We start from the raw sequence: 23,562 nt of genomic DNA, 5'->3' as shown, positions 1-23,562 counted from the left end.
AATCTGACTCACATGCAGGCTTTTGTTCTGGTTTCGCTATGGCACTCATTATTGTTTCACCACCACTCTGCGTCTTTCACTGTTAGCAAACATCTTGCCAGGGTTCATAATATTATTCGGGTCAAATGCTGCCTTCAGTCTTTTCATCAGTTCAATTCCGCCGTCACCGACCTTCAGACTTAGATAGTTCATCTTCGCCATTCCCACACCGTGCTCACCCGTAATGGTCCCTCCCATCCGAATAGCAGCATGGAAAATCTCATCAAACGCCTGCTCGACTCGGTGGATTTCTTCTTTATTACGCTCATCCGTCATGCAAGTCGGATGGAGATTTCCATCTCCAGCGTGACCAAAAGTACAAATCTGAACTTGATACTTCTCGGCCACACGTTCTACCTCTTCTACAATTTCGGCCAAGCGAGAGCGAGGCACTGTTGCATCTTCGAGAATCGTCGTCGGACGAAGACGAGATAAGGCAGCCAAGGCAGACCTTCTTGCAGCTAGCAACTTCGCGCCTTCCTCAGGAGTTCTAGCCACCTCCACAATGGCTGCTCCTTCCTGGCGAGCAATCTCCGCTATTCTCTCAATATCACGAACGACTTGATCTTCGCTTCCATCTTGTTCAATAAGAAGCATTGACTTCATCTCTAGAGGTAATCCTAGTTTGGCAAAGTCGTCAACCACTTTCATTGTCGATTGATCCATAAACTCCATGGTAGCTGGAATGATCTTTGATGAGATAACTTTTTCAACGGTGCGGGCTGCATCGACTAAGTTCCGGTAATAAGCAACGAGTGTACGTTTCGTTTCCGGTAATGGAACTAATTTCACTGTAATTTCAGTGATCACCCCAAGCGTTCCTTCCGATCCAACCATCAATCGAGTCATATCGTATCCGGCAACATCCTTCACGTTCTTTCCTCCAGAACGAAGGACTTCTCCAGATGGCAATACATACTCCAAACCCATAATATAATCTTTCGTTACGCCGTACTTTAGCCCGCGCATTCCACCTGCACATTGGGCCATATTGCCACCAACCGTTGAGATTCTCATACTACCAGGGTCTGGAGGATAAAATAAGCCAACCGCTTCAACTGCCTTATGCAAATCAGAAGTAACTACCCCAGTCCCAATTGTTGCTGTAAGATTCTTCTGGTCAATTTCATAGATTTTATTAAAACGATTCATATTGAGGACAATTCCACCTTCGACTGGAATCGTTCCCCCTGCCAGATTGGTCCCCGATCCACGGGGAACAATAGGAATTAAATGTTCATTGGCTAGCTTGAGTATAGCTGACACTTCCTGAGTCGTTTCAGGCATAATCACTGCGTCTGGCATTGACTGATAGATCGGAGTGGCATCATAAGAATACGCATACAATTCATTCGGACTATCTAAAAAATATTTACTCCCTACAATTGCAATAAATTTATTTTTCAATTCTTGACTAAGCATGAAACTTCCTCCCCCATCCAAATCATGTTAGCAGGTCATCAGACGAATTTTGTTTATACTCTATCATAAATGCGTAAAATTGTGTAGAGTATTTATTAATAATTGCTTTTGGAAATGACCGGAGGACGAACATGAACCTTACAAAGAAAAGCTATGAAATCATTGCGGAAGAACTGCAGCGCATTATCGAGTCAGGTGTATACAAACCAGGAGATAAAATCGATACAATCGAAAACCTGGCAAAAGAATACCATGTAGGTCGTTCTACGATTCGTGAAGCGCTAAGCCAATTAAAAGCTCGTGGCCTCGTCGAGTCCCGTCAAGGAGGAGGGACCTATGTTACGAATCCTATTCCCACTATTTCCCCCTTTCACGATATCCCAACATCCAATACGATGGAGTTAACTCAGCTCCTTCAGGTAAGAAAAATATTAGAGGTGGGCTGCATTGAACTCGCTGCTGAGCTTCGCACTACTTCCCATATTGAAGAATTAGAGCGTATTCTTCATCAGATGAAGGATGCGATAGGAAACGAAGAAATTAGCCAAGTTTATGATGTAAACTTTCACCTCGCCATTGCTAAAGCCACCCAGAATCCTTTGCTTCAATCGATGATGGAGGGAATATCTACCGTCATGATTCGAACCATTCGGGATACGAGAAAGTTATGGCTATATAGTAAAAAGGAATCAGCCGATCGGTTGTTCGAGGAACATCACCGGATGCTTCAAGCCATTATTCAGCGCGATTCGAATTCCGCCGTTACGGTCATGAGAGAGCACTTGTCAAAAGTTGAATCAGTTTTAAAGGACAGTTAACGCTAAGGAGGGGATGCCTCCTTAGCAGAAGGCTTCAAAAGGTTACAAAAATTTTTAAATGACCCTTGTCAAAACGTTTTCCTCTTTTTATAATAAGGTCATCTGATGATCTCATTATATTAATTTTGATATGATGTGCAGGGATCAAGAGTTCCCTGTCTATCATGTAAGCGATTGCAAGATCATACGGTGAACTAATTCTCTGGGGGAGGTTAATCCGATTTATGAGCACTGGTCTTTTAGCATTTCTATCCTTATTACCCATTCTATCCGTAGCTTTATTCCTTGTTGCCTTACGCTGGCCAGCCAGTAGAGCTATGCCAATTTGCTATATTGTGGCAGCTGGACTTGCTCTGTTCATATGGCAGGTTCCTGCGGCCCAAGTCGCGGCAGCTTCTGTAAACGGTTTAGTTACAGCAGGAACTCTGCTTTTCATCATTTTTGGAGCCATTCTATTATTAAATACGCTTCAAGAGAGCGGTGGACTTCGAACGATTCGCCAAGGATTTACAGACATTACACCAGACCGCCGCATTCAAGTCATCATTATTGCTTGGTTATTTGGTTCCTTTATCGAAGGAGCAGCAGGCTTTGGGACACCTGCTGCCGTTGCGGTACCTCTATTGGTCGGTTTAGGATTCCCTGCTATGGCAGCTGTTGTTGCAGGAATGATCATCCAGAGCACACCAGTTTCCTTCGGTGCCGTAGGTACCCCAATACTCGTTGGAATTAACAGCGGTATATCCTCTGATGAAGCTATTAAAGCTTTTGCTGCTAACCTAGGATATGGAGAATTTGGCCAATTCCTAAACATGATTGGTGCTAAAATCGCCCTTCTTCATGCTATTGGTGGAACATTAATTCCATTAATCGTAGTTGCTTTCTTGACGAAGTTTTATGGAAAGAATAGAACCTTTACAGAAGGATTAAAAGTTTGGAAGTTTGCTCTCTTCTCTGCTTTTGCCATGACGATTCCTTACTACCTTGTAGCTGTATTCCTCGGACCTGAATTCCCATCTATGATTGGGGGATTAATTGGACTTGCTATCGTCATTACAGCTGCTAAGAATGGATTCTTAATGCCTGCGAAGTCTGAAGTGTGGGACTTTGACAAAAGAGAAAATTGGGATGCTTCTTGGAACGGAACCATTGAAATTAAAGACATAGCCGCTCGCAATGGGAATATTAGTATGATTAAGGCCTGGACACCTTATATCCTTGTAGGTTTATTCCTCGTATTAACTCGCTTAAAACAGCTTCCATTCATGGATATGATGAGATCATGGACGGTGAAGTTCCCTAACCTTTTTGGAACAGAAATCAGTTCAAGCTTTCAGCCATTATATCTTCCTGGAACAATCTTTATAGCGGTATCTTTAATCACATTCTTCCTCCATCAAATGGACGGAGGAGCCTATAAGCGCGCTGTCACGAATTCATTTAAAACCACTTTATCTGCATCCGTAGCTCTAATCTTTACCGTTCCTATGGTTCAAGTCTTTATTAACAGCGGTGGTGGTGCTGCTGAATTTGCTAGAATGCCTATCGCTCTAGCTGATGGGGTAGCTGCTCTTACAGGATCGGCTTGGCCCATCTTTGCTCCCTTCATCGGTGGTCTAGGTGCTTTCGTTGCAGGTAGTAATACCGTTAGTAATATGATGTTCTCCTTGTTCCAGTTTGGCGTAGGAGAAAGAATTGGGGTCGATCCAACTTGGATGGTTGCCCTGCAAGCCATCGGTGGTGCTGCTGGGAATATGATTTGTGTGCATAACGTTGTCGCCGCTTCTGCTGTCGTAGGATTAGTCGGACGAGAAGGGGAGATTATCCGCAAAACGGTATTCCCATTTGTCTACTACGCTTTACTATTAGGTTCGATTGGTTACTCTATCGTATGGTACTCGCAAAAAGGCTTTTTCAACATCGGTACGTTTATCGCTATGGCGATCGGCTTTGCTGCCATTTGGGTTATTGCTACGAATAACAAGAGAGCAGCGGAGTTTGGAACGAGAAAGAACATTGCCTCTTAATCTTATATAAAGCAAGGGATGGAGACCAAAGAGTCTCCATCCCTTTTAACTTTTAGCTGCGAATCGCTTGCGCAACGGATTAACAATGTTAGTCGCAGCAATAACAAACAATATACTCATGACCAAATAAACCACACTAAACAAAATCCAAGGTGTAACAGGATATGTGGGAAAAGGAGCGACCTTCTCTCCCAGAATATCTCCTAATACGAAACCAGGGTTCAAAGCTGCAAGGATCTGTAAAAAAGCAGACTGCTCTCGCTCCCATTCCATCATTCTATAGAACTCCCACAGAAAGTAAACAAGAAACCCTGAGCCAACCCCAATGAAAAAGGTAAGGCAGTAAGCCACAATCGTGCTTACGCCCGTTCTCTTAAACCAAGCAGAGCAAAAGGCCCCTAAGCTCCCGAAGAAAACCATATTGACAGCAAAGAATATAAACACCTTGACTAATTGCTCTGGAGAATTCCCTCCATAAAGGAAGACAAAACTGTATAAAGGCAAGGAAGACACCAGCAGTAACCCAATGAAAGCAAGAGAGGTAAGTAACTTGCTTGCTACAATTGAAAACGGGGTTAAGTGGGTCGTTAACAAAATATTTAAGGTCTGTCTTTCTCTCTCTCCACTGATTGTTCCTGCTGTCAAGGCAGGAGCAATAAATCCGATCATTCCTAACTGAATGACAGAGAGAATCGTAAACATCTCACGACTTTCTCCAGGACGGAAAAAAGAGCGCTGGTACGGTCCCAGATAGATGAATCCCAACAGAATGGTTCCCATGATGAATAAGTAAGCCCCAAGAATCCATGCCGTTTTTCCTGTTCTGAATCGTTCCCTTACTTCTTTAATAATGACTGGATTGGGAAAAAAACCTTTCATTAGCTGCCCACCCCCTCGGTTATGGTAAGGAACACGTCCTCCAAATTCTCTTTCGCCTCTGAATAACTGCTTACAGGTATGCCTGCTAAAAGCAGGCTCTGCAATAACTCTGCCCGGTGATCCTCAGTACCGCTAAATTGAAAGCGTAAATATCGGTTCTTATTATCTACTCGCTGTACATAAGGAGAGGCTTCTAATATTCGCTCAGCTTCTTGTTCTTTATCTAACACCTTCAACTGCATGACCACGATTCCTCTCGAACCTGCCGTCATATCTTGAACAGGCCCACAAGCGATGAGTTTTCCCTTCTCAATTACTCCAATATCGTCACACAGTTCCGCAAGTTCAGGGAGAATATGAGAGCTAATGATAATGGTCTTACCCATGTGTCTTAATTGCTTTAATATTTCTCTCATTTCAATTCTTGCTCGAGGATCAAGGCCGGAAGCTGGCTCATCTAGGATAAGCACATCAGGATTATGTACTAAACAGCGAGCTAAACCAAGTCGCTGCTTCATTCCTCTTGAAAGGGAATCTACATAACTATCTGCTTTATTGGTGAGATTAACCAACTCAAGGAGATCTGCAATCAAGGCTGTACGTTTTCGTTCGGCGATCTGATAAGCACCACAATAAAAATCTAGATACTCGGTTGCCTTTAAGTTATCATAAACACCAAAGAAATCAGGCATATATCCGATGAGTCGCCGCACTTCAGATGGGTATTTCTCTACATCATATCCCCCCACAAAGGCTTGCCCAGATGTCTGGCGAAGCAAAGTGGAAAGGATTAGCATCGTTGTAGACTTCCCGGCACCGTTGGGACCAATGAACCCAAATACTCTTCCTTTTTCGATATGCAAGTTTAAGTCCGTTAAAGCCTCCAGCTTTCCATATTTCTTCGTCAAACCTATCGTCTTAATCATGGTTTAATCACCTGACCTTCTACAAGAAAAAAAGGTTGTGGGAGGAATACTCTCTCTTCAGACTCTTGATAGAAACGGAGCACGATCTCTCCTTGAGGAGTAATATATTCTTCTTTCTCAGTGCCTGTCAGAATGATCGGCTGATTGGACTCCACTGTATCCCAACGATCCTTCTTTACATTGTAGATTTTCTTCTCGAATGGCTTGTAAGGTGTTTCATTGAGAGGTACCTCTATTCTGTCTACCATTAATCCATTAGGTTGGACCTTCAAAGCAAAATTTAAGAATCCATTACTCACATAGTACCCCCCTTGAACTCCTTCCCAATTCCCCTTCGTTTCTCCTATCCTTAGAGGCAAAGTTCCGTATGGGTAAATCTGCTTCCCATTTGAGCTGGCTATGAGCGTTGTGTTTTGACGGACAATTGTAGAGTAATATTTTTTCTCTTCACGATCAACGACATTAAACACTTCGATTCCTTCCTCACTCCAACCTGTGATCGTTACAGGAATAGATGTTGCATTGTATTCATAATGACTACGTTGCAGTCTTTCCATTCGTTCGTGGCGATTCAATACCCGTCCTTCTTCTTCCCTATCCAGTAGGATGGAATCGGGAACGTACACACGCTTCAGTGACACATCGACTTCGATATCCTTCCCTCTCGGCAGATCACCTAGATGGATTTCCTGCATCCCTACTGTCACAAGCACATTCTTCAAATCAAAGACCGTCAGATTTCGAACCTTTCCTTTCACTCGTTCTTCATCAATGTATAGCTTATTCTCGATATATCCCACATCCTTGCGAAGAGAATGCGCATAAGCCTCCTTCATGGATAGATAAGGAATTTTTCTAAATTGAAAGCTTCCATTCTCGAAGGTGATGACACTCTCAGTTGATTCGGTTCTGCCCCTATGATTGGGGATGAGCGTAGCTCCCTCTACTTGCTCCACGGTAAATGTTCCTCCATCAATCATTAGGAAGGAGGTCGCACTATTCACTTCAGCTTGTTGGTCATGTAAGATATCTATGGCCGAAACCGTGTGAACAACGTCATCTTTTGCTACCATATACTTCCCAAGACCGTATATTCCAGCAGTCAAGAAAATGGATAAAGATGGAATAAGGAACCAGGCCCATTCTCTTTTCCCACGCCTTTTTAGTAGAAGAAAAAGACCTGGCGTAACAATTAGAATATACACAATCCAAATGGAACTGATGAGAGGGAAATGCGGTGGAGTCACTCCAGGCGTCATGTAACTAAGTTCCATTAAGCCATAATCCGAGATAGCTCTCATATCTTTTCTGGTCACCGAGTCCAATAACCATCTCTTCATTACCTGTTGCCAGAGGGCCTTGTTGCCTTGCCAGGAAGCGATGGGCTCTTCGGTTACATCATAGGCCACAGTAAGAATCGTTCCTTTACCAAAAGAAACAGCATGAAAGGTCTCTGTAGCCTCCTTTAAAACCGATACTTGATCCACTGGGGGCTTCATTTCTGAGAGCATCTCAATATCTTGAGATATTTTTCTGGTTTGTGTCTCTTCTGAAGAATAAGGTAATATATCTCCTAAGTACTTAACTGTAGATTCATAAGACCTTCCTCCGGATACGACCAATACACCGCCACTTAGTACCCATTCTTTTATAGCCTCAGACTGTTCTTTCTCCAACCCTTCAGCAAGATCACCAATAGCTAGAACATCTAAGTGATTCATAAGAATCGACTCTTTTGGAAGAGAAGAGGGCTTAATTTGTTTGATAGTAAGATTTCTTCCCTGTTCCGGGTGAGCCATGCTAAGAAAATGAAAAGCGTTGCTATCTCTAGATATGACTCCAATAACCCATTCATGTTGAGGCTGCAAGCCGGTCACTGGAATCCACTCGAGCTCTTCGCCTCCCTGTAGAATGCTAATGCCTACATGACGCCAGGCATTCATTAACTGATCACTATGGACATCGATTTCAACTGTCTTTTGCTCATCAGTTTCGATTTGGAATTGCTTGGGTTGAGATAATATCTGTGTATGGCCCATCTCTACCGATTGAACAACCATCTCTCCCGTAAAAGGTTGATCTTGGTTTTTCATGGTAACGTAAAACCGAACCATCTTGCCGTTCTTATAGATCCCATCCAATGGGACATCAACCGATATTGCCATGTTGAGCTTGTTGTTTTCCGCTTCAGCGGTTAGTCCTCCCTGTAGAAAAAAACATAGGAGTAATCCTATCATTAATAACCTATACATCATCTATTGTCCCCTTCTACTATTTTTAACTATCGTCGTACTTCTCCTAGTTTCCATTCCTTCCCCTCGGAAGTTTTGTATTCTACTAACAACCTATCCCCATCTTCGGACACGTGAAGGTCCTTAATGGACTGTGGAACATCTTGAGGGGCATGAAGAAGTACACGATGATGGGTAGAGTCGAGTGACGTCATACTGATCCTCCCTTCTGAATCAAGGAAAATGATATGCTGGTCCCCGATCCATTGAGGTGATGAACCTTCTCCTATTTCAGCCATTGTATTTCCCTGTTCATTTACAATCTTGATTACCCCTTGGTCTACAACAGCTAACTTCTGTCCACTTGGTGTTGGGGAAGGATCACTACCCACTGTGAATTCCAAAGTTTCGGGGGAAGTTGTACTAATCTTCCACACTTTCTGATCAACAGAAGCGTATAACCACTGTCCATCTGAAGACCATGCCATTCCATCCGTAGTTTCTGTAGGGAATTCTTCTAATAAGCGACTCCCCCCTCCGTTCATTTGAGAAACCCAAATTTGAGTACGCTGAGGAGTCGTCTTCATCCATGCCCATTCATCTCCTCTCGGAGACCAAGCCAAACTCGTATAGACTCCTTGTTGTGCGGGTAGAGACATTCGAAAGTTGCTTTGTTGTTTCTCATCTAAGACAATCAGCTCATGATTTGCAATCAAGGCAATACGATCCTGATTAGGTGCTAGTTGTGCGACTACCGCTGATCTTAGTTCTGGAGCAGTAAAACTCTTCATCGTCCGGATAGAAACTTTACCTCCTATTCCCATACTCACCGCCCAGACGATAACAATAGCTAACAAGAATAAACTAGGTCTAAACCATCTGCGCTTCTTTTGGGTCTCTGTTCCTACAGAGTTGCTAGTTTCAACATTTTTTAAAGCCATCATTTGGGCCATTAATTTCTTTTTCAATTCCGCCTTCAGTTGATAGTTGACGGGGACGGTTTCTCTCATTTGTTTCAAATGGTCTAGTAGATTAGATATAGTAGGATCTCGTTCTTCTTCATGCCATGAACGATTCTTTGTCATCTTCCTTCCCCCTCATAAAGCCTCTGCAATTGTCGAAGCCCTCGGTAAGAGATCATCTTGACCGCCGAATCAGATTTTCCAAGAACTTCAGCAATCTGATTGATTTTCAAGTCTGCAAAATAACGCAGGGTCAACACGTCCCGTTGGTCTTGCGACAACCCATTCATTTTTTCATGGAGATACTGAATTTGCTCTTTAGTCAGTGCTTTCTTCTCTGGCTGCCACGTTTCATCATCCTCGTCCATCATCCATGAGTTCGGCTCCATTGGAACCTCTCTCTTTTTACGCAAGTAATCCACAAACGTATTGTGAGCAATCCGAAATATCCAAGCAGCAAAAGGGTTTCTACGATCGTATTGGTGGAATTTTTCCAGCACTTTAATAAATACGGTTGTAGTCAAATCATCCGCGTCCCACACATTATCTGCTCGACATCGCAAATAGCGGTTAACACGATCAAAGTATTCATCATACAATTCTCCGAAATCTCTTTCTTCAATTTTGGGTTCTATATTCGACATTTCGGGGTCCTCCGAGGGAAATTCGGTTTGTAACGCCATCCCCATCGTTTTACCTCCTTTTTTGTAACTTTCGTTAACTGGCCAGTCAATTCAAGTTATTCGTTAATCTAAAATAGAGGACGATAGATAGGATTATATGGTCACAAACGAAAGATATATTTTTTAGAAGGTAGAAGTATTTACGTAACTTCCGAATTATTACATAATAGTAAAGACCACTTTCATCAGGGAGGTACGAATGAAAAAAACGTTAGGTATCCTCTTCTTTGCTGTTCTTTGGATAACAGGCTGTTCTACCCAAGGATTCAGCCCGGGGCAAGATACACCTGATATCTTACAAGAAAAGATTCAGTCTCAACAAGAACAAAAGCCTGCTACCCCCTCATTATCTGACGAAACCATACCAGAAAACATTTCACCGATTGTGCTCTCCTTTGCTGGAGATACGATGATGGCCGGGAGAGTAGCTGATATCGTAAAACAAAAAGGACGCGATTACCCTTTTACTGATTCTGCCCCCATCTTTCAAGAAAGCGACCTGTCTATGCTTAATGTGGAAACTGCCATTAGTACGAAGGGCGACGCAAAGCAGAAAGAATACACGTTCCGAAGCGATCCCCTTATGGCAGATGCCTTAAAAAAAGCAGGAATAGATATTGTAACCGTGGCTAATAATCATGCTCTAGATTATGGGACAGAAGCTTTTCTAGATACTCTCGATTACCTACAGAGAGCTGGGATAGATTATGTCGGTGGGGGGAAAAATCAAGAAGAAGCCTATGCTCCTATACGCATGGAGGTTAAGGGGAAAACTTTGTCTATCTTTGCTTTTAGCCGCGTATTAGCTGAAGCCAATTGGCATGCAGGCATCGGGCACCCAGGTATGGCTAGCGCTTATGATCCAGAGCTTGTCTACCGATCTGTTCAGCCTCACATTGAACAAAGTGATTACACAATCGTTTATCTCCATTGGGGACAAGAATTGGCGGAGCAACCTCTGCCCTATCAGGTTCAACTTGCGCACGGATTAATTGATTTAGGGGTAGATTTAGTCATCGGAAGTCATCCCCATGTCCTTCAAGGCCTTGAATGGTATAAAGGAAAATTAATTGCTTATAGTCTTGGGAATTTTGTTTTTACGACGAGCCGTGTACCTGAAGGTCGCCAATCTGGAATTCTACAGGTTACCTTAGAGGGTGACGAAATCGTCCCGCGATTTATACCCATGCATATTGATCAAGGGGCCGTTTGGCTAGCAGACGAAGGGGTTTCGGGGCAAATTATGGAGCGTTTGAACCGGCTTTCTAGCGGAGGAACTTGGCAAGATCAAACCTATCATAAAAAATAAGAGGCTGTGCTAACCACAGCCTCTTTTCTTTCTTCTCATTACCCTACAAGGGGAGGTGGAGTAAACATGGAGTACGTCACCATCATCATCCACCCTAAAAATACAGCAAGCCCAATATAAGATAATCCATATGTCCATCGAACCTGATTAGGCACTTGATAATATCCTTCTTCTTTAATCATAGCAGGCACGTTTTCAGGATACATACGGTAAGTCACCTGCATTTGCATTTTTAACTTTCCTTCTTCAATCTTTGTTCCCATCAGTCTAACTCTCTCTACGATACCAGACTCAAAAGGTAATGAAGCAATCCTTCCTAACCCAGGATAATAGAGATGGCAATACTCCTCACGTAAGCGGATATCGCTGGCTTGGATAAAATAAAGTTCACGTTGATGAGACTCGGCTGGAATTGGTAAGCCGCTTTCTAAGAATGGGTCCATATCCACCGTTGCCGTAAGATTCGTATCCTGCCGAACATCCTTAAGATGATCCTTTCTCACATACTTTTTGTACAGCTCCCAAGCAAACATTCCCCAAAAGATTAAAAAGATAATGGCTTTAAAGTACAGGATAACGAAAAGACCACCAACAAGTCCAACCACCCACAGCCATCTAGAAATGGCTGTTACAATTCTCCCACCATCAAGCGGATGAACGGGTATTAAGTTGATTAAATTTAAAAAGAAACCAACCTGTGCGACAGACAATAAAGCCGGTGAATCTAAGGCAACCCCCAAGCCTAATGCTGCTAAGGCACCTAACGTACCAATCACAGGACCCCCAAACGCTAAATAAGCCTCTGTTTGGGCATCAACTGGCTGCTTTTTCATTGTAATGAGGGCTCCTACGAATGGGATGAATGCGGGTGCTGATACAGGAATACCCTTACGCTTGGCTGCAAGTATGTGACCCATCTCATGAATAAAAATCATCACGACAATCCCTATCGCAAAAGACCAAGGATAAATAACAGCGTAGGCTCCAATCATCAAAGCCATACTCCAGATGGTGCCTCCGAATTTTCCTAACTTTAGTAAGGGTAACAGGAACTTGAGCTTCCCTCCAAACAATACGAGGAAAGCTATGATGCCACCAAACGACTTCCATTTCCCCGAGTTATTATTCTTCTTGTATTGATCCATGACAACCTCCTACGTAAAAACTTACCATTAGGACCTTTTCTATTATTTTAGCAGAAAGGCAGCCGTTATGTAACGAAGCTGTATTGCATTACGAGCTTGAAAAAAGGAAGCTCAAAAGAGCTTCCTCACTACCCTACGAATGGAGCAAATAAAATCGCACCAATCATGGAGATAACCCCTACACCTATGGCCCATCTACCAAGACTGTGTGCGCCTCTACGAGTTGCAACAAATCCAGCCCCAATCCCAATAAGAGCCAGTAAAAAGGGAAGAGTAAAGAGAGAAGCAAGGGAGAGGACTAAACCGACAATTCCTACAGCTGTACCACTACCTTCACCCTCCTGAACGTCATGTAAGGAGGATTGGGTCATGGTATCAAAGTCTTCATCTTTCTCCTCACGGATGGCTGGAGCAGGTAGACGCGGAGTAAATTCCGACGCCGTTTCCTCATTGAAAACTCTTCTTTCGGAAAATCGTTCTTGTTCCCTATCGCTACTCACTTGGGTTCCCCCTTTGCTGTTTAGGGTACTTATAGCATTGGTTTAACCCTTAAAGAATATGTTAACAAAAAAAAGGAAACACCTGACTAGAATAGTCAGGTGCAATGGGTAAAACTATTGCTTTTGTTTGAACGTACGGCAACAGGTTTCCGCAGAATTGGTTGCACGGTCCTTGTGCTCTGTCTGGATGCCCATTTCATCGGCCATTTCAGTATTATAGTCAGCATGGCGATCTACTTCCACCATGATAGCTGGGGCTACACAATTATTTCCTTGTCCCCAGTAAGTGCAGTTTGAAACAGAACATTTTACTTCTACAGCTGGCATATCCATCACCTCCCCTACTATCCTTTCCTTGTTATGAGCTTTGCATACTCATAACTTGGAGTTGTAAGGGAGGAAGTAATAACTATAGCACGAGCCCGCCGTCTACATTGAGAACACAACCATTTATATAAGCTGCTTCAGGGGATGCCAAAAACAAGTAAGCTTGAGCAATATCCTGAGCTTCCCCTAACCGTTTCAAAGGTACCTTTTCTTCCATTAGCTTTAATATCTTTTCTGGTACAGCCGCTGTCATGGGTGTTTTAATAAATCCTGGGGCTACAGCGTTTACGCTTATTCCTTTAGGCCCCAACTCTTTAGCCCAAGTTTTTGTCATCGCAATCACACCAGCTTTGGCGGCTGCATAATTTGTCTGGCCCATGTTTCCGTAAACACCTACAACGGAAGAGGTATTGATGATTCTTCCATATCCTCTCTCTCTCATAAAAGGAACAATAGCATGCGTACAGTTGAATACACCTGTCAAATTAATTTGAATAACTTGTTCCCATTGTTCAGGTGACATCTTATGAATCATGGCATCACGTGTGATTCCGGCATTGTTAATTAATATGTCTATTTTTCCGTGTTGGCCATGGATCTGCTCCATACTTTCGGCAACTTGCTTTTGATTACCTACATCTACCAGATTAAAATGGGCTTTTCCACCTTGTTCTTGAATCTGCTTAACGGTTTCAATCCCTTGATCCTTGTTGACATCACACACCGCAACCGTCGCACCAGCTTGAGCGAATAGTAGGCTCGCCTCTCTCCCTAACCCACTGCCTCCCCCTGTAATCACCGCGACTTGATCCTTTAATCTCATCCTCCATCCTCCTCTGCATTCATATATAGATAGGTATATGTAAAGGCATTTAGACTGTGATTCCTAGAACCAATTCTCAGTAAAGCATATTAGTCGATACCGACTTTTATCACCTATGGAACATTTATTTATCAAAAAATTTAAAAAAGAGCACCAGGATTCTGGTGCTCTCAAATCATGATTAATTATTGAATTTCCTCTAGATCTTCAATCGACACCGTTCTTTTATCTTGTGGTTCTCCTTCGGTGTGAACTCTGGCAGTTCTACTTTGAGCATCAATGCCTTCAATCCAAACCGAGGTTCCATCCACTTGAACATCAATTTTTTCTTTCGCCTCAACAATTTCCTGTGCTCGATTCAAATCCATTTCTAGTTTCCTCCCAAATCTTGTTATTTCGCTAGATGACTTTATTCTTTTCCTTTTTTAATTTTCTATACCTGATCATGGGAAATCACTCTTTTATCTTCGCAAGAGAGTTCTGACAAGGTATAATTTACATGTACTCTTTGAGGAGGGAAATGAATTGGAGAAACAGCAGCGTATTAACTGTGTAAAATGCAAGCACTATTATGTAACTTGGGATAAGCATAATCCACGAGGTTGCAAGTTCTTTGAGTTTAAAACCTCCCTCTTGCCGTCCCTTGTTGTTTTTCAATCCTCCGGCCAACCTTGCCTGAAGTTAGAACCAAAATAACCAAGGGGAGGATGCTGCATGATACGCCTTAATAAAATCTATTGGATCCTTCTTGTCACATTACTTACTGGGTGCAACCCCTTGTCTGGTAAGGATATGGTCATCATGGATATTCATATTGGAAGTGTCTTAGTGCAGGAAGAGGATGTTATATTTAAGAAAAATGGAAAGACCTACGTGGCTAAAGGTGAAGCTTCCAAATTTACGAACTTAAAAACGACAAAACAGGCTGAGTTTCAAAGATATTATGAAGCGAATGAACAAGACAGAAAAAACATACGAACGAGTTGGTTTGTGCGATTTGCCGACTACGGAGGAAAAATAACACTATTGGAGTAGAAGTTAGTGACTGAAGCCATGAATGTCTGTTCCCATTGATGAATAGATTAGTCTATATAGTCATGGGAGGAGGCATTTTTTTTGCATTTTCAAAAATGGATTATCTTTTTTCTCCTTAGTTTTTGGATGATTACACCGATGTCCGTTTACGCACAGCAGCCTAACTGGGACGTGGCACCTTACATTGAGATTCACAGCAAACGAACCATGGTTCCGATTAGATTTATTAGTGAGGAACTGGGAGCTGAGGTAAACTGGAACCCTGTATCGAAAACCGTTCTGTTAGATGCCGCTGAAAAGAATATTGTCCTAACGATTGGGAGTAATCAAGCTACCGTGAACGGAAAAACTCATACCTTGGACACCAAGCCAATGATCCGTGATGGTCGTACCTTCGTTCCCCTTCGATTCATTAGTGAGAGCTTCGGCGCACAGGTTGAATGGATAGGGGTTGAAAATAAAGTTGTAGTAAAGACAAATCACCATACGGTAGAAATGGTAATCAAACAATGGGAAGTCATTGGAAGCGGAAGAATCATTGGACAAGTAGATCCTCACTCCGTTGAGATTGAAACGAACAAGGGTCCCAACGTAGTCCAATTATCCCATCCTCTCATGGAGCAATCCATTTCTTGGAAAGAAGGCGCTTATATTTTATATAAATCCTACTCAGATGAACATAATAGACAGGTGATGACAGAAATAATACAAATGATAAATCCCACAAGGCCATATGGGGAAAATGAGCGGTTCAGTAAAGTTCATGTCATCCCATACGAGGGCAAGTATTGGGTGTTAGGATTAGCTCGAGTGTTTGAAGGTGTTACGGGCTATGTGGTTGAAGACGGTCACAATGAGTTAGTTAAAGGCCACGAAACAACAAGTAAAGGCGCACCTGAGTGGGGATTTTTCACCTTAAACTTGAATGTAAAAAAGATTCAGCCTAATTCCACCTTAACCCTCATCTTATTTGAAGAAAGCCCTAAGGATGGTTCAAGACAATTTGAACTTCCCATTGTACTCCCTTGATAGAACTAAGATATATAAAAGGGGTGTCCCGAAGGACACCCTTTTATTTATCTTCCTACGCCAACCTAAACACAATCCCATGCCCGCCCTTTGGGTACTCCCACTTAATATTCTCGTATGGGCATCCAATTCGACAGCTTCCACATTCATGACAGCCCTCATAGCCTACTTGCATCCGTACCTCTTCCCACTTGTACACCTCAGCAGGACAGAATAGAGTGCACAGCTTCTCCGGGCACTTCGTGGCACAGACATCATAGTCTAACACATGCAAGTGACTTTGCGTATCACACTTGAAGCGAATGCTATACTGCTTTTCCTCTAGATTATTTGACCTTGGTATGAGGCTCATTATTTCATCACCTTCCAGGCTCTATAAATATCTTGGAATGTTTGCCACTTCCCTCTTCTCTCCATCATGGAAGAGAAGATTTTCTTTTGCTTATCTCTTTTAGGTGTCCCATCAACGGTAAAGAAATCACTCGCAGCCTTATTAATAAACGGCATATATTCCTTAAAGTACTGTGGATAGCTCTCAAACGTGTGAGTGACATCCTTGTACTTCTTCAGGTCTTGCCCTACAAAGCTTTCCATCAGCTTGGTTCGATACGTGTCCAGCATATTCTCAGAGAAGTCATTAGCTTGCTTCGCTAGCACAACGGTCTCAGCGGCTAAGCGTCCCGAGGTCATGGCCATATTCGAACCTTCCCGATGTATAGCGTTAACCAATTGCGCAGCATCCCCACAAAGAATCACCCCGTTTCCTACAATCTTAGGAATGGAATGATAGCCTCCTTCAGGAATTAAATGTGCAGCATACTCTGATGGCTTTGCCTCCTTGAGCAATGGCTTAATCATCTGATGGTTCTTTACATATTCAAGCAAATCGTAAGGACGAAGCTTTGCTTTGATGAGACCTGATAATGTAGTACCAACCCCTATATTGAGGCTGTCCTTGTTTGTGTATAAGAAAGCGGTACCCAAGATTCCTTTTGTTGCGTCCCCAAATATTTCAATCGTACATCCTTGATTGGGTTCTAGGTTAAAACGCTCCTCAATCTTCGCGGCGGGTAGGTCCATGACTTCCATGACCGCTAACGCCACTTCGTCTGGGCGTAGCTCCTTATGAAATCCTAATTTCTTCCCTAACAAGGAATTTACACCGTCACATAATACGACCACATCTGCGTAAACATCGCCGTCTGGACGATCGGTACGCACCCCTACAACTCGGTTATCCTCTACAATACATTCTAGTACTACAGTTTCTGTAATCAGGAGAGCCCCAGCTTCAACCGCTTTATTGGCAAACCACTGATCAAACTTCGCACGTAGCACCGTAAAATTGTTATAAGGTTCTTTCGCCCATTCCATACCTTTATAACCAACGTTGAACAAAGAATCTTCACCTAGCACCCAGAATCTCTGCTCTACTACGGGTCTCTCTAATGGGGCTTCTTTCCAGAATTCTGGAACAACCTCCTCCATTTGCTTGCGATAAAGGACCCCTCCCATGACATTCTTGGATCCAGGATACTCTCCTCTTTCAATAAGCAACACCTTCAGCCCCGCTTGAGCTGCCGTTAAAGCACAAGAAGCACCCGCAGGTCCGGCTCCAACAACGATAACATCAAACTTTTCATTAGCCATACATTAATTCACCCCCTTGTTTTATCTTCGAGAATTGTTCTATAAGCTTTGGCACTATTTCAAAAGCATCCCCTACAATCCCGTAAGTTGCTACACCAAAAATGGGGGCGTTTGGATCCGAATTAATAGCAATAATATACTCTGAGTTTTGCATCCCGACAATGTGTTGCACGGCACCTGAAATTCCAATAGCAAAATAGATCTTCGGCGTTACCGTTGTTCCCGTCTGGCCAACCTGATGGGCATGATCAATCCAACCGGCCTCTACCGCATCTCGGCTCGCTCCCACACTTGCCCCAAGCACCTCAGCTAATTGATGACAAAGTGAAAATCCCTTCTCATCCTTCAGACCTTTCCCTCCAGCTACAATAATATGAGCCTCATCTAGCTTCACCTTGTTCCCAACATCCTTAACAATCTTAAGAACCTTGGTGCGGACTTGGTTCTCACTCATCTGAATTTGTTCCTCTATAAGTTCTCCACGCCGGCCCTTAATAGGCTCTATTGCCTTCATCACCTTGGATCGTACAGTAGCCATCTGTGGCCGATGCTTCTTACAAAGAATTGTAGCCATGATATTCCCGCCGAATGCCGGTCGACTCGCTTCTAACAGACCTGTTTCCTCATCCACATCAAGCAACGTCGTGTCTGCCGTTAGGCCTGTCTCTAAATCAGTCGCGGCCGCACTAGCCAAGTCCTTGCCATTCGAAGTCGCTCCATAGAGAACAATTTCTGGTTTGTACTTATTAACCAAAGTAACAAAACCTACTCGGTACGTCTCAGAACGATAATCCTTTAGTATAGGCTCATCGATGACGTAAACCTTGTCTGCCCCATATTCAAAAATCGTAGGTGCAAGGGATTTTACTTGGTGGCCAAGGAGGATACCTCCTAGTTCCACGCCTCGTTTGTCAGCCAATCTCCTTCCAGCTCCTAATAGTTCTAAGGAAACCCCAGCAATTTCTCCTTCATTTTGTTCGATATAAACCCATATCCCTTTATAATCCTCTAGAAGCATCGCCATCTAAGCTCCCCCCTTCACCAGAAACAACTCTTTTTTCTCTTTTAAGAGAACATCAATAATCTGTTTGACCTGCTGATCAGGTGAGCCTTCTAGCATTTTTCCTCCTTCGGGCTTAGGAGGACTAAACATTTTACCAACAATAGTAGGAGATCCTTTCAACCCCAATTGCGTGCGATCCACATCTTCCAAATCATTAACCGACCAAATCGTTGGAGCATAACGTGCTGCACGAATCATGTTTGGAAGCGGCGAATAGGAAACTTCATTTATTTCTTTCTCAACGGCTAATAGACATGGTAGAGTAGATTGAATTACTTCATATCCATCCGGTAGCTTCCGATGAACAACAATCTCTCTCCCAATCTCATTAATCGCTTCAATTTTTTTCACAGATGTTAAAGGAGGGATATCCAACCTGCGAGCAATTCCTGGTCCAACCTGTCCCGTATCCCCATCAATGGTCATTTTCCCTGTCAGAATTAAATCAATGGGCTGTTGCTTTGTTAATTTCTCGATCGCCTTGGTTAGTGCATAGCTTGTAGCTAAGGTATCCGCCCCTGCAAACGCCCTGTCAGAAATCATATAGCCAGCATCCGCTCCAATTTGAATACACTTCTTAATTGCGGCTACTGCTTGCGGTGGTCCCATGGTAAGCACGCTTACTTGGCCCCCGTACTTCTGTTTAAGTCTCACAGCTTCTTCTACCGCGTGAGCATCGTAAGGATTAAGAATGGCAGGTACCCCTCTGCGATCAAGTGTATTCGTTTTGGGATCAACTTTGATGATCTTGGTGTCTGGAACTTGCTTGATACAGACCAAGATGTGCATATCTTCTACTCCCTCCCCTTTTCTCCCATTATTCTTGATTCCTTCACCGGTTGTGATAGTTTTCACAACAGTTTAATTAGTTTGAATATTACAACACCATTATACAATCTTGTTCTTATAGTGTATATGAATATTCGGAATTATTTATTCAAAAAATTTTCATAACACAATGGAAGGAGCGCCCTTTACAATAAGCACTCCTTCTCTTTAAAGACTAACTTGAAAATTGCTCCTCTTCCGTTGAACCCTTCAGAGCCGTAGTCGACGACGTTCCTCCTGAGATGATCTGGGAAACCTCATCAAAATATCCTGTCCCCACTTCTCGTTGGTGTCTCGTTGCGGTATATCCATGAACCTCACTGGTAAACTCCGCTTGCTGCAACTCAGAATAAGCCGCCATTCCACGATCCTTATATCCTCTTGCCAGCTCAAACATGCCATAATTTAAAGAATGGAACCCAGCAAGAGTAACAAATTGGAACTTGTAGCCCATCTTTCCTAGTTCGTTTTGGAAATTTGCAATAGTTTCATCATCTAGCTTCTTCTTCCAGTTAAAAGAGGGGGAACAGTTATAGGCGAGTAATTTATTAGGATATTCTTTATGAATCGCTTCGGCAAACCTTCTAGCCTCTTCAATATTCGGTTCCGATGTCTCACACCAGATCATATCTGCATATGGTGCGTAAGCAAGACCTCTGGCAATAGCCTGGTCTAACCCTGCCTTGGTTCGATAGAAGCCTTCTGTCGTCCGCTCCCCTGTAATAAAATGATGATCGTAAGGGTCTGCATCGCTGGTAATTAAATTTGCTGCGTTCGCGTCCGTTCTTGCAATAATCACAGTAGGAACTCCCATCACATCCGCCGCGAGCCGCGCCGCAATTAAGTTGCGGACAGCAGATTGAGTTGGGATCAATACCTTCCCCCCCATATGACCACATTTCTTCTCAGAAGCCAATTGATCTTCAAAATGTACACCAGCTGCTCCTGCTTCAATCATGCCCTTCATTAATTCGAATACATTCAACGGTCCTCCAAATCCGGCTTCAGCATCTGCAACGATTGGCGCAAACCAATACGTTTCCCCCGCTCCTTCTGAATGTTGAATCTGGTCTGCTCTTTGCAATGCCTGGTTAATGCGTTTCACTACTTGTGGAACGCTATTGGCTGGGTATAAGCTCTGGTCTGGATACATGTGTCCCGCAAGATTAGCGTCTGCCGCTACCTGCCACCCGCTTAAATAAATCGCTTTTAATCCCGCTTTTACCTGCTGAACAGCCTGATTTCCAGTTAACGCTCCTAATGCATTAATGTAATCCTCTGTATTGATGAGATTCCATAAACGCTCGGCTCCCATTCGGGCTAGTGTATACTCAATTTGAATGGATCCTCGCAGTCGAATCACATCTTCGGTAGAATAAGCTCTTTCTATCCCTTTCCAACGGTCTGCCTTCCAGTTTTCCTCTAATTTTTTGATCTCATCATGTCTTGTCATATTCGTCCTCTCCTCTATTTGTCTTTTTCAACTGCAATATAACTGTTCCTCACGTTTCTAAGTATATTGTTCCTCTTACACTATTATGCAACAGTGGTATATTTTGTGTTTGTATTATAGTACAACACTTTTAGCTAATAAAACAAAAAGACAGCCCTTCGTAGGACTGTCCCTAAATTATGCTTTCTTTTTTCGAATAAGACGACTTAAGCCTTCAGAGTAATTAGAGGCTACATCGTAGGCCTCTTGAGCCAAGTAATAAGCTTGCTCATAATCCGCATTACGAAATGCCTGTTCGGCTTCCGTTAACATCTCATTCACATCTTTTAGTGTACTGCGATAGCGATTGGTCAGCTGAATTTTTTCCTCAGCCATTCTACTGTACTTGAACACAGATTCCGCGTATTGAACTAACTGTGTAATGTACTCACTAGCCTGCTTAACCAAACTATTCACTCGTTGAAGCTCTAAAGGCACTTCATTTAGTGACATCTCAATTTCAAAGAGAGATTTCCTTCCATCCTCCATCATCTCGACCAATCGAAGTGGAATTCCAGGGAGATTCTCTCGTCGAATCTGTTGCTCTACTCTTACGATTTCAGCTTGAAGGGAGATCACAAGATCCTTTGCTTCGAATTCGCCTTTACGAAGTTCTTCTAGTTCTTCATAGGCCTTGTCCCTATGACTCATTAGATTCTCAATATCTTGCTCAACACCAGCCAACAGATCTGCAGCCTGAATGAGCTCGAGATCATTCCCACCATCCATCTGCCTCGCAATGAACAGCTGATCTGCTGCTTGTTTGCAAACCTTCTGCAACTCCAAGTAATAATTAAATATCGCCCCCTCTTGCACACGATAGCGCAACGAGAGTTCTTCTAATTCATCCTTAAGTTGCTTACGCTCTTGCTCTAATGTATAGAGGATCGGCGGAATCTCCGTTAAGTAGTGATCTACCATCCCTTTCTTCGTTACCAGTTCCTCCATCAAATCATAAACCGCATCTACCTGTTCCTTTACACCATCTACTTTTTCGGATAAGCCTTCAATCCTACCCTCATCAAGCATATTCTGTAATTGGACAAGTTCTGTTTGTAGATCTGCTAAGAGATTCTCAAAGTGCTCCTGTGGAATTTGGTATCCATGGTCCAACATCTCTTGAATGCCTTCTTTTAGTTGGGAGATCTCTCGTTCTAAACTCACGGTGACTTCTTGCTTGAGTTTCGGGAATCGATCTACAGCACTTAGACTATCTATTAGGATTTGTTTTTTCTCTTTGATTTGATTTAGAAATACGGATGGGTCTGTTTCAATTTCTGTTGGCATAGCTCTTAGCCAATGATCAATTTGCTCATGCTTCTCACGAAGTTCATAGAAGGTGAGTCCATAATGTAATCTAGCCTCATCCAATTTTCGTTCAACAAGTACGCAAGTCTTCTTCACTTCTTCTAATAATCGTGCGCATTCCTCTTCTGCCACTTTATTCTGAAACATCTTGCTTTGTACTTGTCCTATCTCATGATCAATGTGTGCTAATAAATCCTTCGTTTGTTGGATGTGGTAGGCCGACTTATGAAAACGGAAACGTTCACACATGGATTCGGCCTCAAGGAGGCTAAACTCTGCCGCCGGCAACGAATCCTTCCGAATCTTCTCAACAAGATTGTTACCTAGATTTGCTTTTCCCTTAGGATTTGACTCATCATCTACAACTAGATTCTTCAGCTTGTCTTCGATAACATCCATCCAACTCTCAATTTCATCCATCTCATTATTCAGCTTTCTCCGTTGCATCATCACGTAGATTCCTAAGGTAAGGATCCCTGCAAGAATAAGAATGGTAGTTATCAGCCAGGAAGGCATTCCATCAGACTCCTCCGCTTCTCCTTCTATCCCTTTAGCAAGCGTTGGTTTAGATCCACTTTGTACTGTTTCACTAAACTGCTGAACGACGGTGGACAGTCCTGTCATATAGGACTTCTGCTTAGCGTATGGAGTAAAGAAGTGATCTGTAATCCCAGAGATTGTATCTTCCGTTAGACCCTTAGATGAGAAAAAGGACCCTGCTCTTACTCCTAGCTCTTCCTTTTGCTTATTAAAAACGAGCAGCATCTCATCTTCAGCCATAGCGTAATTCTCATAAAGCTGAGCGGCATATTCTTGAGTGCCTAGCTCTTCTGTGGAAGGGATGATCACAATTTTATATTTTTCCGGTAGTTTAACAATAATTTCTCCTAGCTGTTTAACTTGTGACGTATCCATGACACTTTCATGGTCTTGCACAATTGCATCCGTCTTGGATGGAAACGACTCAGCAGCTACAGCCGTGGTCAACAACATTACACTTGTATATAGTAAAATCAAAGATTTTCGCATTATGGAAACCATTGGTAATTCTCCCTCGAATCAAAGT

Annotated in this window: 22 protein-coding genes; 5 read left to right on the top strand and 17 right to left on the bottom strand. The window is 42.9% G+C overall.

Annotated elements, in window-relative coordinates:
- Positions 1 to 48: 48 nt before the first annotated feature.
- Positions 49 to 1,461, bottom strand: a complete 1,413-nt coding sequence (locus EIZ39_RS05090; RefSeq protein WP_129198138.1) for an FAD-binding oxidoreductase — start codon at positions 1,459 to 1,461, stop codon at positions 49 to 51.
- A 131-nt stretch (positions 1,462 to 1,592) separates the two neighbouring features.
- Here EIZ39_RS05090 and EIZ39_RS05085 point away from each other — a divergent pair, with 131 nt between their 5' ends.
- Together EIZ39_RS05085 and EIZ39_RS05080 are read left to right on the top strand one after the other, a co-directional pair.
- Entirely contained in the window at positions 1,593 to 2,279 is a 687-nt protein-coding gene (locus tag EIZ39_RS05085; RefSeq protein ID WP_129198136.1) for a FadR/GntR family transcriptional regulator, read from the top strand.
- A 224-nt stretch (positions 2,280 to 2,503) separates the two neighbouring features.
- Positions 2,504 to 4,306 carry an L-lactate permease gene (locus EIZ39_RS05080; protein ID WP_129198134.1) on the top strand — a complete coding sequence of 601 codons (1,803 nt, stop codon included), beginning with the start codon at positions 2,504 to 2,506 and terminating at the stop codon, positions 4,304 to 4,306.
- Positions 4,307 to 4,351: 45 nt separating this feature from the next.
- Here the strand turns inward: EIZ39_RS05080 and EIZ39_RS05075 are convergent, their stop codons facing one another.
- Genes EIZ39_RS05075 through EIZ39_RS05055 form a run of 5 tightly spaced genes read right to left on the bottom strand, consistent with a single transcriptional unit; the run spans position 4,352 to position 9,993 of the window.
- Positions 4,352 to 5,185, bottom strand: coding sequence for an ABC transporter permease (locus tag EIZ39_RS05075; protein WP_129198132.1), 834 nt, complete (start codon positions 5,183 to 5,185; stop codon positions 4,352 to 4,354).
- Entirely contained in the window at positions 5,185 to 6,111 is a 927-nt protein-coding gene (locus tag EIZ39_RS05070) for an ABC transporter ATP-binding protein (protein ID WP_129198131.1), read from the bottom strand. Before EIZ39_RS05070 ends, EIZ39_RS05075 begins: the two co-directional genes overlap by 1 nt.
- Entirely contained in the window at positions 6,108 to 8,366 is a 2,259-nt protein-coding gene (locus EIZ39_RS05065) for a hypothetical protein (RefSeq protein ID WP_129198129.1), read from the bottom strand. Before EIZ39_RS05065 ends, EIZ39_RS05070 begins: the two co-directional genes overlap by 4 nt.
- Before the next feature lie 26 nt (positions 8,367 to 8,392).
- Positions 8,393 to 9,427 carry a TolB family protein gene (locus EIZ39_RS05060; protein WP_129198127.1) on the bottom strand — a complete coding sequence of 345 codons (1,035 nt, stop codon included), beginning with the start codon at positions 9,425 to 9,427 and terminating at the stop codon, positions 8,393 to 8,395.
- Positions 9,424 to 9,993: an RNA polymerase sigma factor gene (locus EIZ39_RS05055; RefSeq protein ID WP_129198125.1), complete on the bottom strand. Its 570-nt coding sequence runs from the start codon at positions 9,991 to 9,993 to the stop codon at positions 9,424 to 9,426. The genes EIZ39_RS05060 and EIZ39_RS05055 overlap by 4 nt, the downstream gene beginning before the upstream one ends.
- A gap of 193 nt (positions 9,994 to 10,186) precedes the next feature.
- Between EIZ39_RS05055 and EIZ39_RS05050 the strand changes: the two genes are divergently transcribed.
- Positions 10,187 to 11,296: a CapA family protein gene (locus EIZ39_RS05050; protein ID WP_129198122.1), complete on the top strand. Its 1,110-nt coding sequence runs from the start codon at positions 10,187 to 10,189 to the stop codon at positions 11,294 to 11,296.
- A gap of 38 nt (positions 11,297 to 11,334) precedes the next feature.
- Here EIZ39_RS05050 and EIZ39_RS05045 read toward each other — a convergent pair whose 3' ends face one another.
- The 5 genes from EIZ39_RS05045 to EIZ39_RS05025 form a co-directional block, all read right to left on the bottom strand.
- Positions 11,335 to 12,441, bottom strand: a complete 1,107-nt coding sequence (locus EIZ39_RS05045) for a site-2 protease family protein (RefSeq protein WP_129198121.1) — start codon at positions 12,439 to 12,441, stop codon at positions 11,335 to 11,337.
- 128 nt (positions 12,442 to 12,569) lie between these two features.
- Complete coding sequence (locus EIZ39_RS05040) at positions 12,570 to 12,941, bottom strand: hypothetical protein (RefSeq protein WP_129198119.1); 372 nt, start codon at positions 12,939 to 12,941, stop codon at positions 12,570 to 12,572.
- A 114-nt stretch (positions 12,942 to 13,055) separates the two neighbouring features.
- Complete coding sequence (locus tag EIZ39_RS05035) at positions 13,056 to 13,268, bottom strand: DUF1540 domain-containing protein (RefSeq protein WP_129198117.1); 213 nt, start codon at positions 13,266 to 13,268, stop codon at positions 13,056 to 13,058.
- Between the two features lie 82 nt (positions 13,269 to 13,350).
- Positions 13,351 to 14,091: a 3-oxoacyl-ACP reductase FabG gene (fabG, locus tag EIZ39_RS05030; RefSeq protein ID WP_129198115.1), complete on the bottom strand. Its 741-nt coding sequence runs from the start codon at positions 14,089 to 14,091 to the stop codon at positions 13,351 to 13,353.
- Positions 14,092 to 14,276: 185 nt separating this feature from the next.
- Positions 14,277 to 14,459, bottom strand: coding sequence for an H-type small acid-soluble spore protein (locus tag EIZ39_RS05025; protein ID WP_129198113.1), 183 nt, complete (start codon positions 14,457 to 14,459; stop codon positions 14,277 to 14,279).
- 346 nt (positions 14,460 to 14,805) lie between these two features.
- Here EIZ39_RS05025 and EIZ39_RS05015 point away from each other — a divergent pair, with 346 nt between their 5' ends.
- Positions 14,806 to 15,126, top strand: coding sequence for a hypothetical protein (locus EIZ39_RS05015; RefSeq protein ID WP_129198110.1), 321 nt, complete (start codon positions 14,806 to 14,808; stop codon positions 15,124 to 15,126).
- 81 nt (positions 15,127 to 15,207) lie between these two features.
- Positions 15,208 to 16,155, top strand: a complete 948-nt coding sequence (locus tag EIZ39_RS05010) for a stalk domain-containing protein (protein WP_129198108.1) — start codon at positions 15,208 to 15,210, stop codon at positions 16,153 to 16,155.
- A gap of 55 nt (positions 16,156 to 16,210) precedes the next feature.
- Here the strand turns inward: EIZ39_RS05010 and EIZ39_RS05005 are convergent, their stop codons facing one another.
- The 6 genes from EIZ39_RS05005 to EIZ39_RS04980 all read right to left on the bottom strand — a co-directional run bounded on the left by EIZ39_RS05005 (position 16,211) and on the right by EIZ39_RS04980 (position 23,537).
- Positions 16,211 to 16,507, bottom strand: coding sequence for a ferredoxin family protein (locus EIZ39_RS05005; protein ID WP_129198106.1), 297 nt, complete (start codon positions 16,505 to 16,507; stop codon positions 16,211 to 16,213).
- The gene (locus tag EIZ39_RS05000; protein ID WP_129198104.1) at positions 16,507 to 17,805 is read right to left on the bottom strand and encodes an FAD-dependent oxidoreductase; all 1,299 of its coding nucleotides are present in this window, start codon (positions 17,803 to 17,805) and stop codon (positions 16,507 to 16,509) included. The genes EIZ39_RS05005 and EIZ39_RS05000 overlap by 1 nt, the downstream gene beginning before the upstream one ends.
- A complete protein-coding gene (locus EIZ39_RS04995; RefSeq protein ID WP_129199110.1) occupies positions 17,798 to 18,823 on the bottom strand; it encodes an electron transfer flavoprotein subunit alpha/FixB family protein in 1,026 nt (341 codons plus the stop codon). Before EIZ39_RS04995 ends, EIZ39_RS05000 begins: the two co-directional genes overlap by 8 nt.
- A gap of 6 nt (positions 18,824 to 18,829) precedes the next feature.
- Positions 18,830 to 19,657 (bottom strand): electron transfer flavoprotein subunit beta/FixA family protein, encoded by an 828-nt coding sequence (locus EIZ39_RS04990; RefSeq protein WP_129199108.1) that lies wholly within the window; start codon positions 19,655 to 19,657, stop codon positions 18,830 to 18,832.
- A 214-nt stretch (positions 19,658 to 19,871) separates the two neighbouring features.
- Positions 19,872 to 21,149 (bottom strand): isocitrate lyase, encoded by a 1,278-nt coding sequence (aceA, locus tag EIZ39_RS04985; RefSeq protein ID WP_129198102.1) that lies wholly within the window; start codon positions 21,147 to 21,149, stop codon positions 19,872 to 19,874.
- A 177-nt stretch (positions 21,150 to 21,326) separates the two neighbouring features.
- Positions 21,327 to 23,537 carry a septation ring formation regulator EzrA gene (locus EIZ39_RS04980; RefSeq protein WP_129198100.1) on the bottom strand — a complete coding sequence of 737 codons (2,211 nt, stop codon included), beginning with the start codon at positions 23,535 to 23,537 and terminating at the stop codon, positions 21,327 to 21,329.
- Positions 23,538 to 23,562 lie beyond the last annotated feature (25 nt).

The organism is Ammoniphilus sp. CFH 90114 (assembly GCF_004123195.1).
Lineage (GTDB): Bacteria > Bacillota > Bacilli > Aneurinibacillales > RAOX-1 > YIM-78166.
The sequence above is the reverse complement of the archived record's forward strand: the minus strand, read 5'-3'. Positions and strand labels throughout refer to the sequence as shown.

Bases quoted from the DNA above. Each gene is read 5' to 3' on its own strand.
- EIZ39_RS05055 (WP_129198125.1), bottom strand. From the start codon at position 9,993: ATGGGGATGGCGTTACAAACCGAATTTCCCTCGGAGGACCCCGAAATG.
- EIZ39_RS05085 (WP_129198136.1), top strand. From the start codon at position 1,593: ATGAACCTTACAAAGAAAAGCTATGAAATCATTGCGGAAGAACTGCAG.
- EIZ39_RS04980 (WP_129198100.1), bottom strand. From the start codon at position 23,537: ATGGTTTCCATAATGCGAAAATCTTTGATTTTACTATATACAAGTGTA.
- EIZ39_RS05060 (WP_129198127.1), bottom strand. From the start codon at position 9,427: ATGACAAAGAATCGTTCATGGCATGAAGAAGAACGAGATCCTACTATA.
- aceA (WP_129198102.1), bottom strand. From the start codon at position 21,149: ATGACAAGACATGATGAGATCAAAAAATTAGAGGAAAACTGGAAGGCA.
- EIZ39_RS05070 (WP_129198131.1), bottom strand. From the start codon at position 6,111: ATGATTAAGACGATAGGTTTGACGAAGAAATATGGAAAGCTGGAGGCT.
- EIZ39_RS05000 (WP_129198104.1), bottom strand. From the start codon at position 17,805: ATGGCTAATGAAAAGTTTGATGTTATCGTTGTTGGAGCCGGACCTGCG.
- EIZ39_RS05025 (WP_129198113.1), bottom strand. From the start codon at position 14,459: ATGGATTTGAATCGAGCACAGGAAATTGTTGAGGCGAAAGAAAAAATT.
- EIZ39_RS04995 (WP_129199110.1), bottom strand. From the start codon at position 18,823: ATGCTTCTAGAGGATTATAAAGGGATATGGGTTTATATCGAACAAAAT.
- EIZ39_RS05080 (WP_129198134.1), top strand. From the start codon at position 2,504: ATGAGCACTGGTCTTTTAGCATTTCTATCCTTATTACCCATTCTATCC.
- EIZ39_RS05090 (WP_129198138.1), bottom strand. From the start codon at position 1,461: ATGCTTAGTCAAGAATTGAAAAATAAATTTATTGCAATTGTAGGGAGT.
- EIZ39_RS05050 (WP_129198122.1), top strand. From the start codon at position 10,187: ATGAAAAAAACGTTAGGTATCCTCTTCTTTGCTGTTCTTTGGATAACA.
- EIZ39_RS05015 (WP_129198110.1), top strand. From the start codon at position 14,806: ATGATACGCCTTAATAAAATCTATTGGATCCTTCTTGTCACATTACTT.
- EIZ39_RS05075 (WP_129198132.1), bottom strand. From the start codon at position 5,185: ATGAAAGGTTTTTTTCCCAATCCAGTCATTATTAAAGAAGTAAGGGAA.
- EIZ39_RS05035 (WP_129198117.1), bottom strand. From the start codon at position 13,268: ATGCCAGCTGTAGAAGTAAAATGTTCTGTTTCAAACTGCACTTACTGG.
- EIZ39_RS05005 (WP_129198106.1), bottom strand. From the start codon at position 16,507: ATGAGCCTCATACCAAGGTCAAATAATCTAGAGGAAAAGCAGTATAGC.
- fabG (WP_129198115.1), bottom strand. From the start codon at position 14,091: ATGAGATTAAAGGATCAAGTCGCGGTGATTACAGGGGGAGGCAGTGGG.
- EIZ39_RS04990 (WP_129199108.1), bottom strand. From the start codon at position 19,657: ATGCACATCTTGGTCTGTATCAAGCAAGTTCCAGACACCAAGATCATC.
- EIZ39_RS05045 (WP_129198121.1), bottom strand. From the start codon at position 12,441: ATGGATCAATACAAGAAGAATAATAACTCGGGGAAATGGAAGTCGTTT.
- EIZ39_RS05065 (WP_129198129.1), bottom strand. From the start codon at position 8,366: ATGATGTATAGGTTATTAATGATAGGATTACTCCTATGTTTTTTTCTA.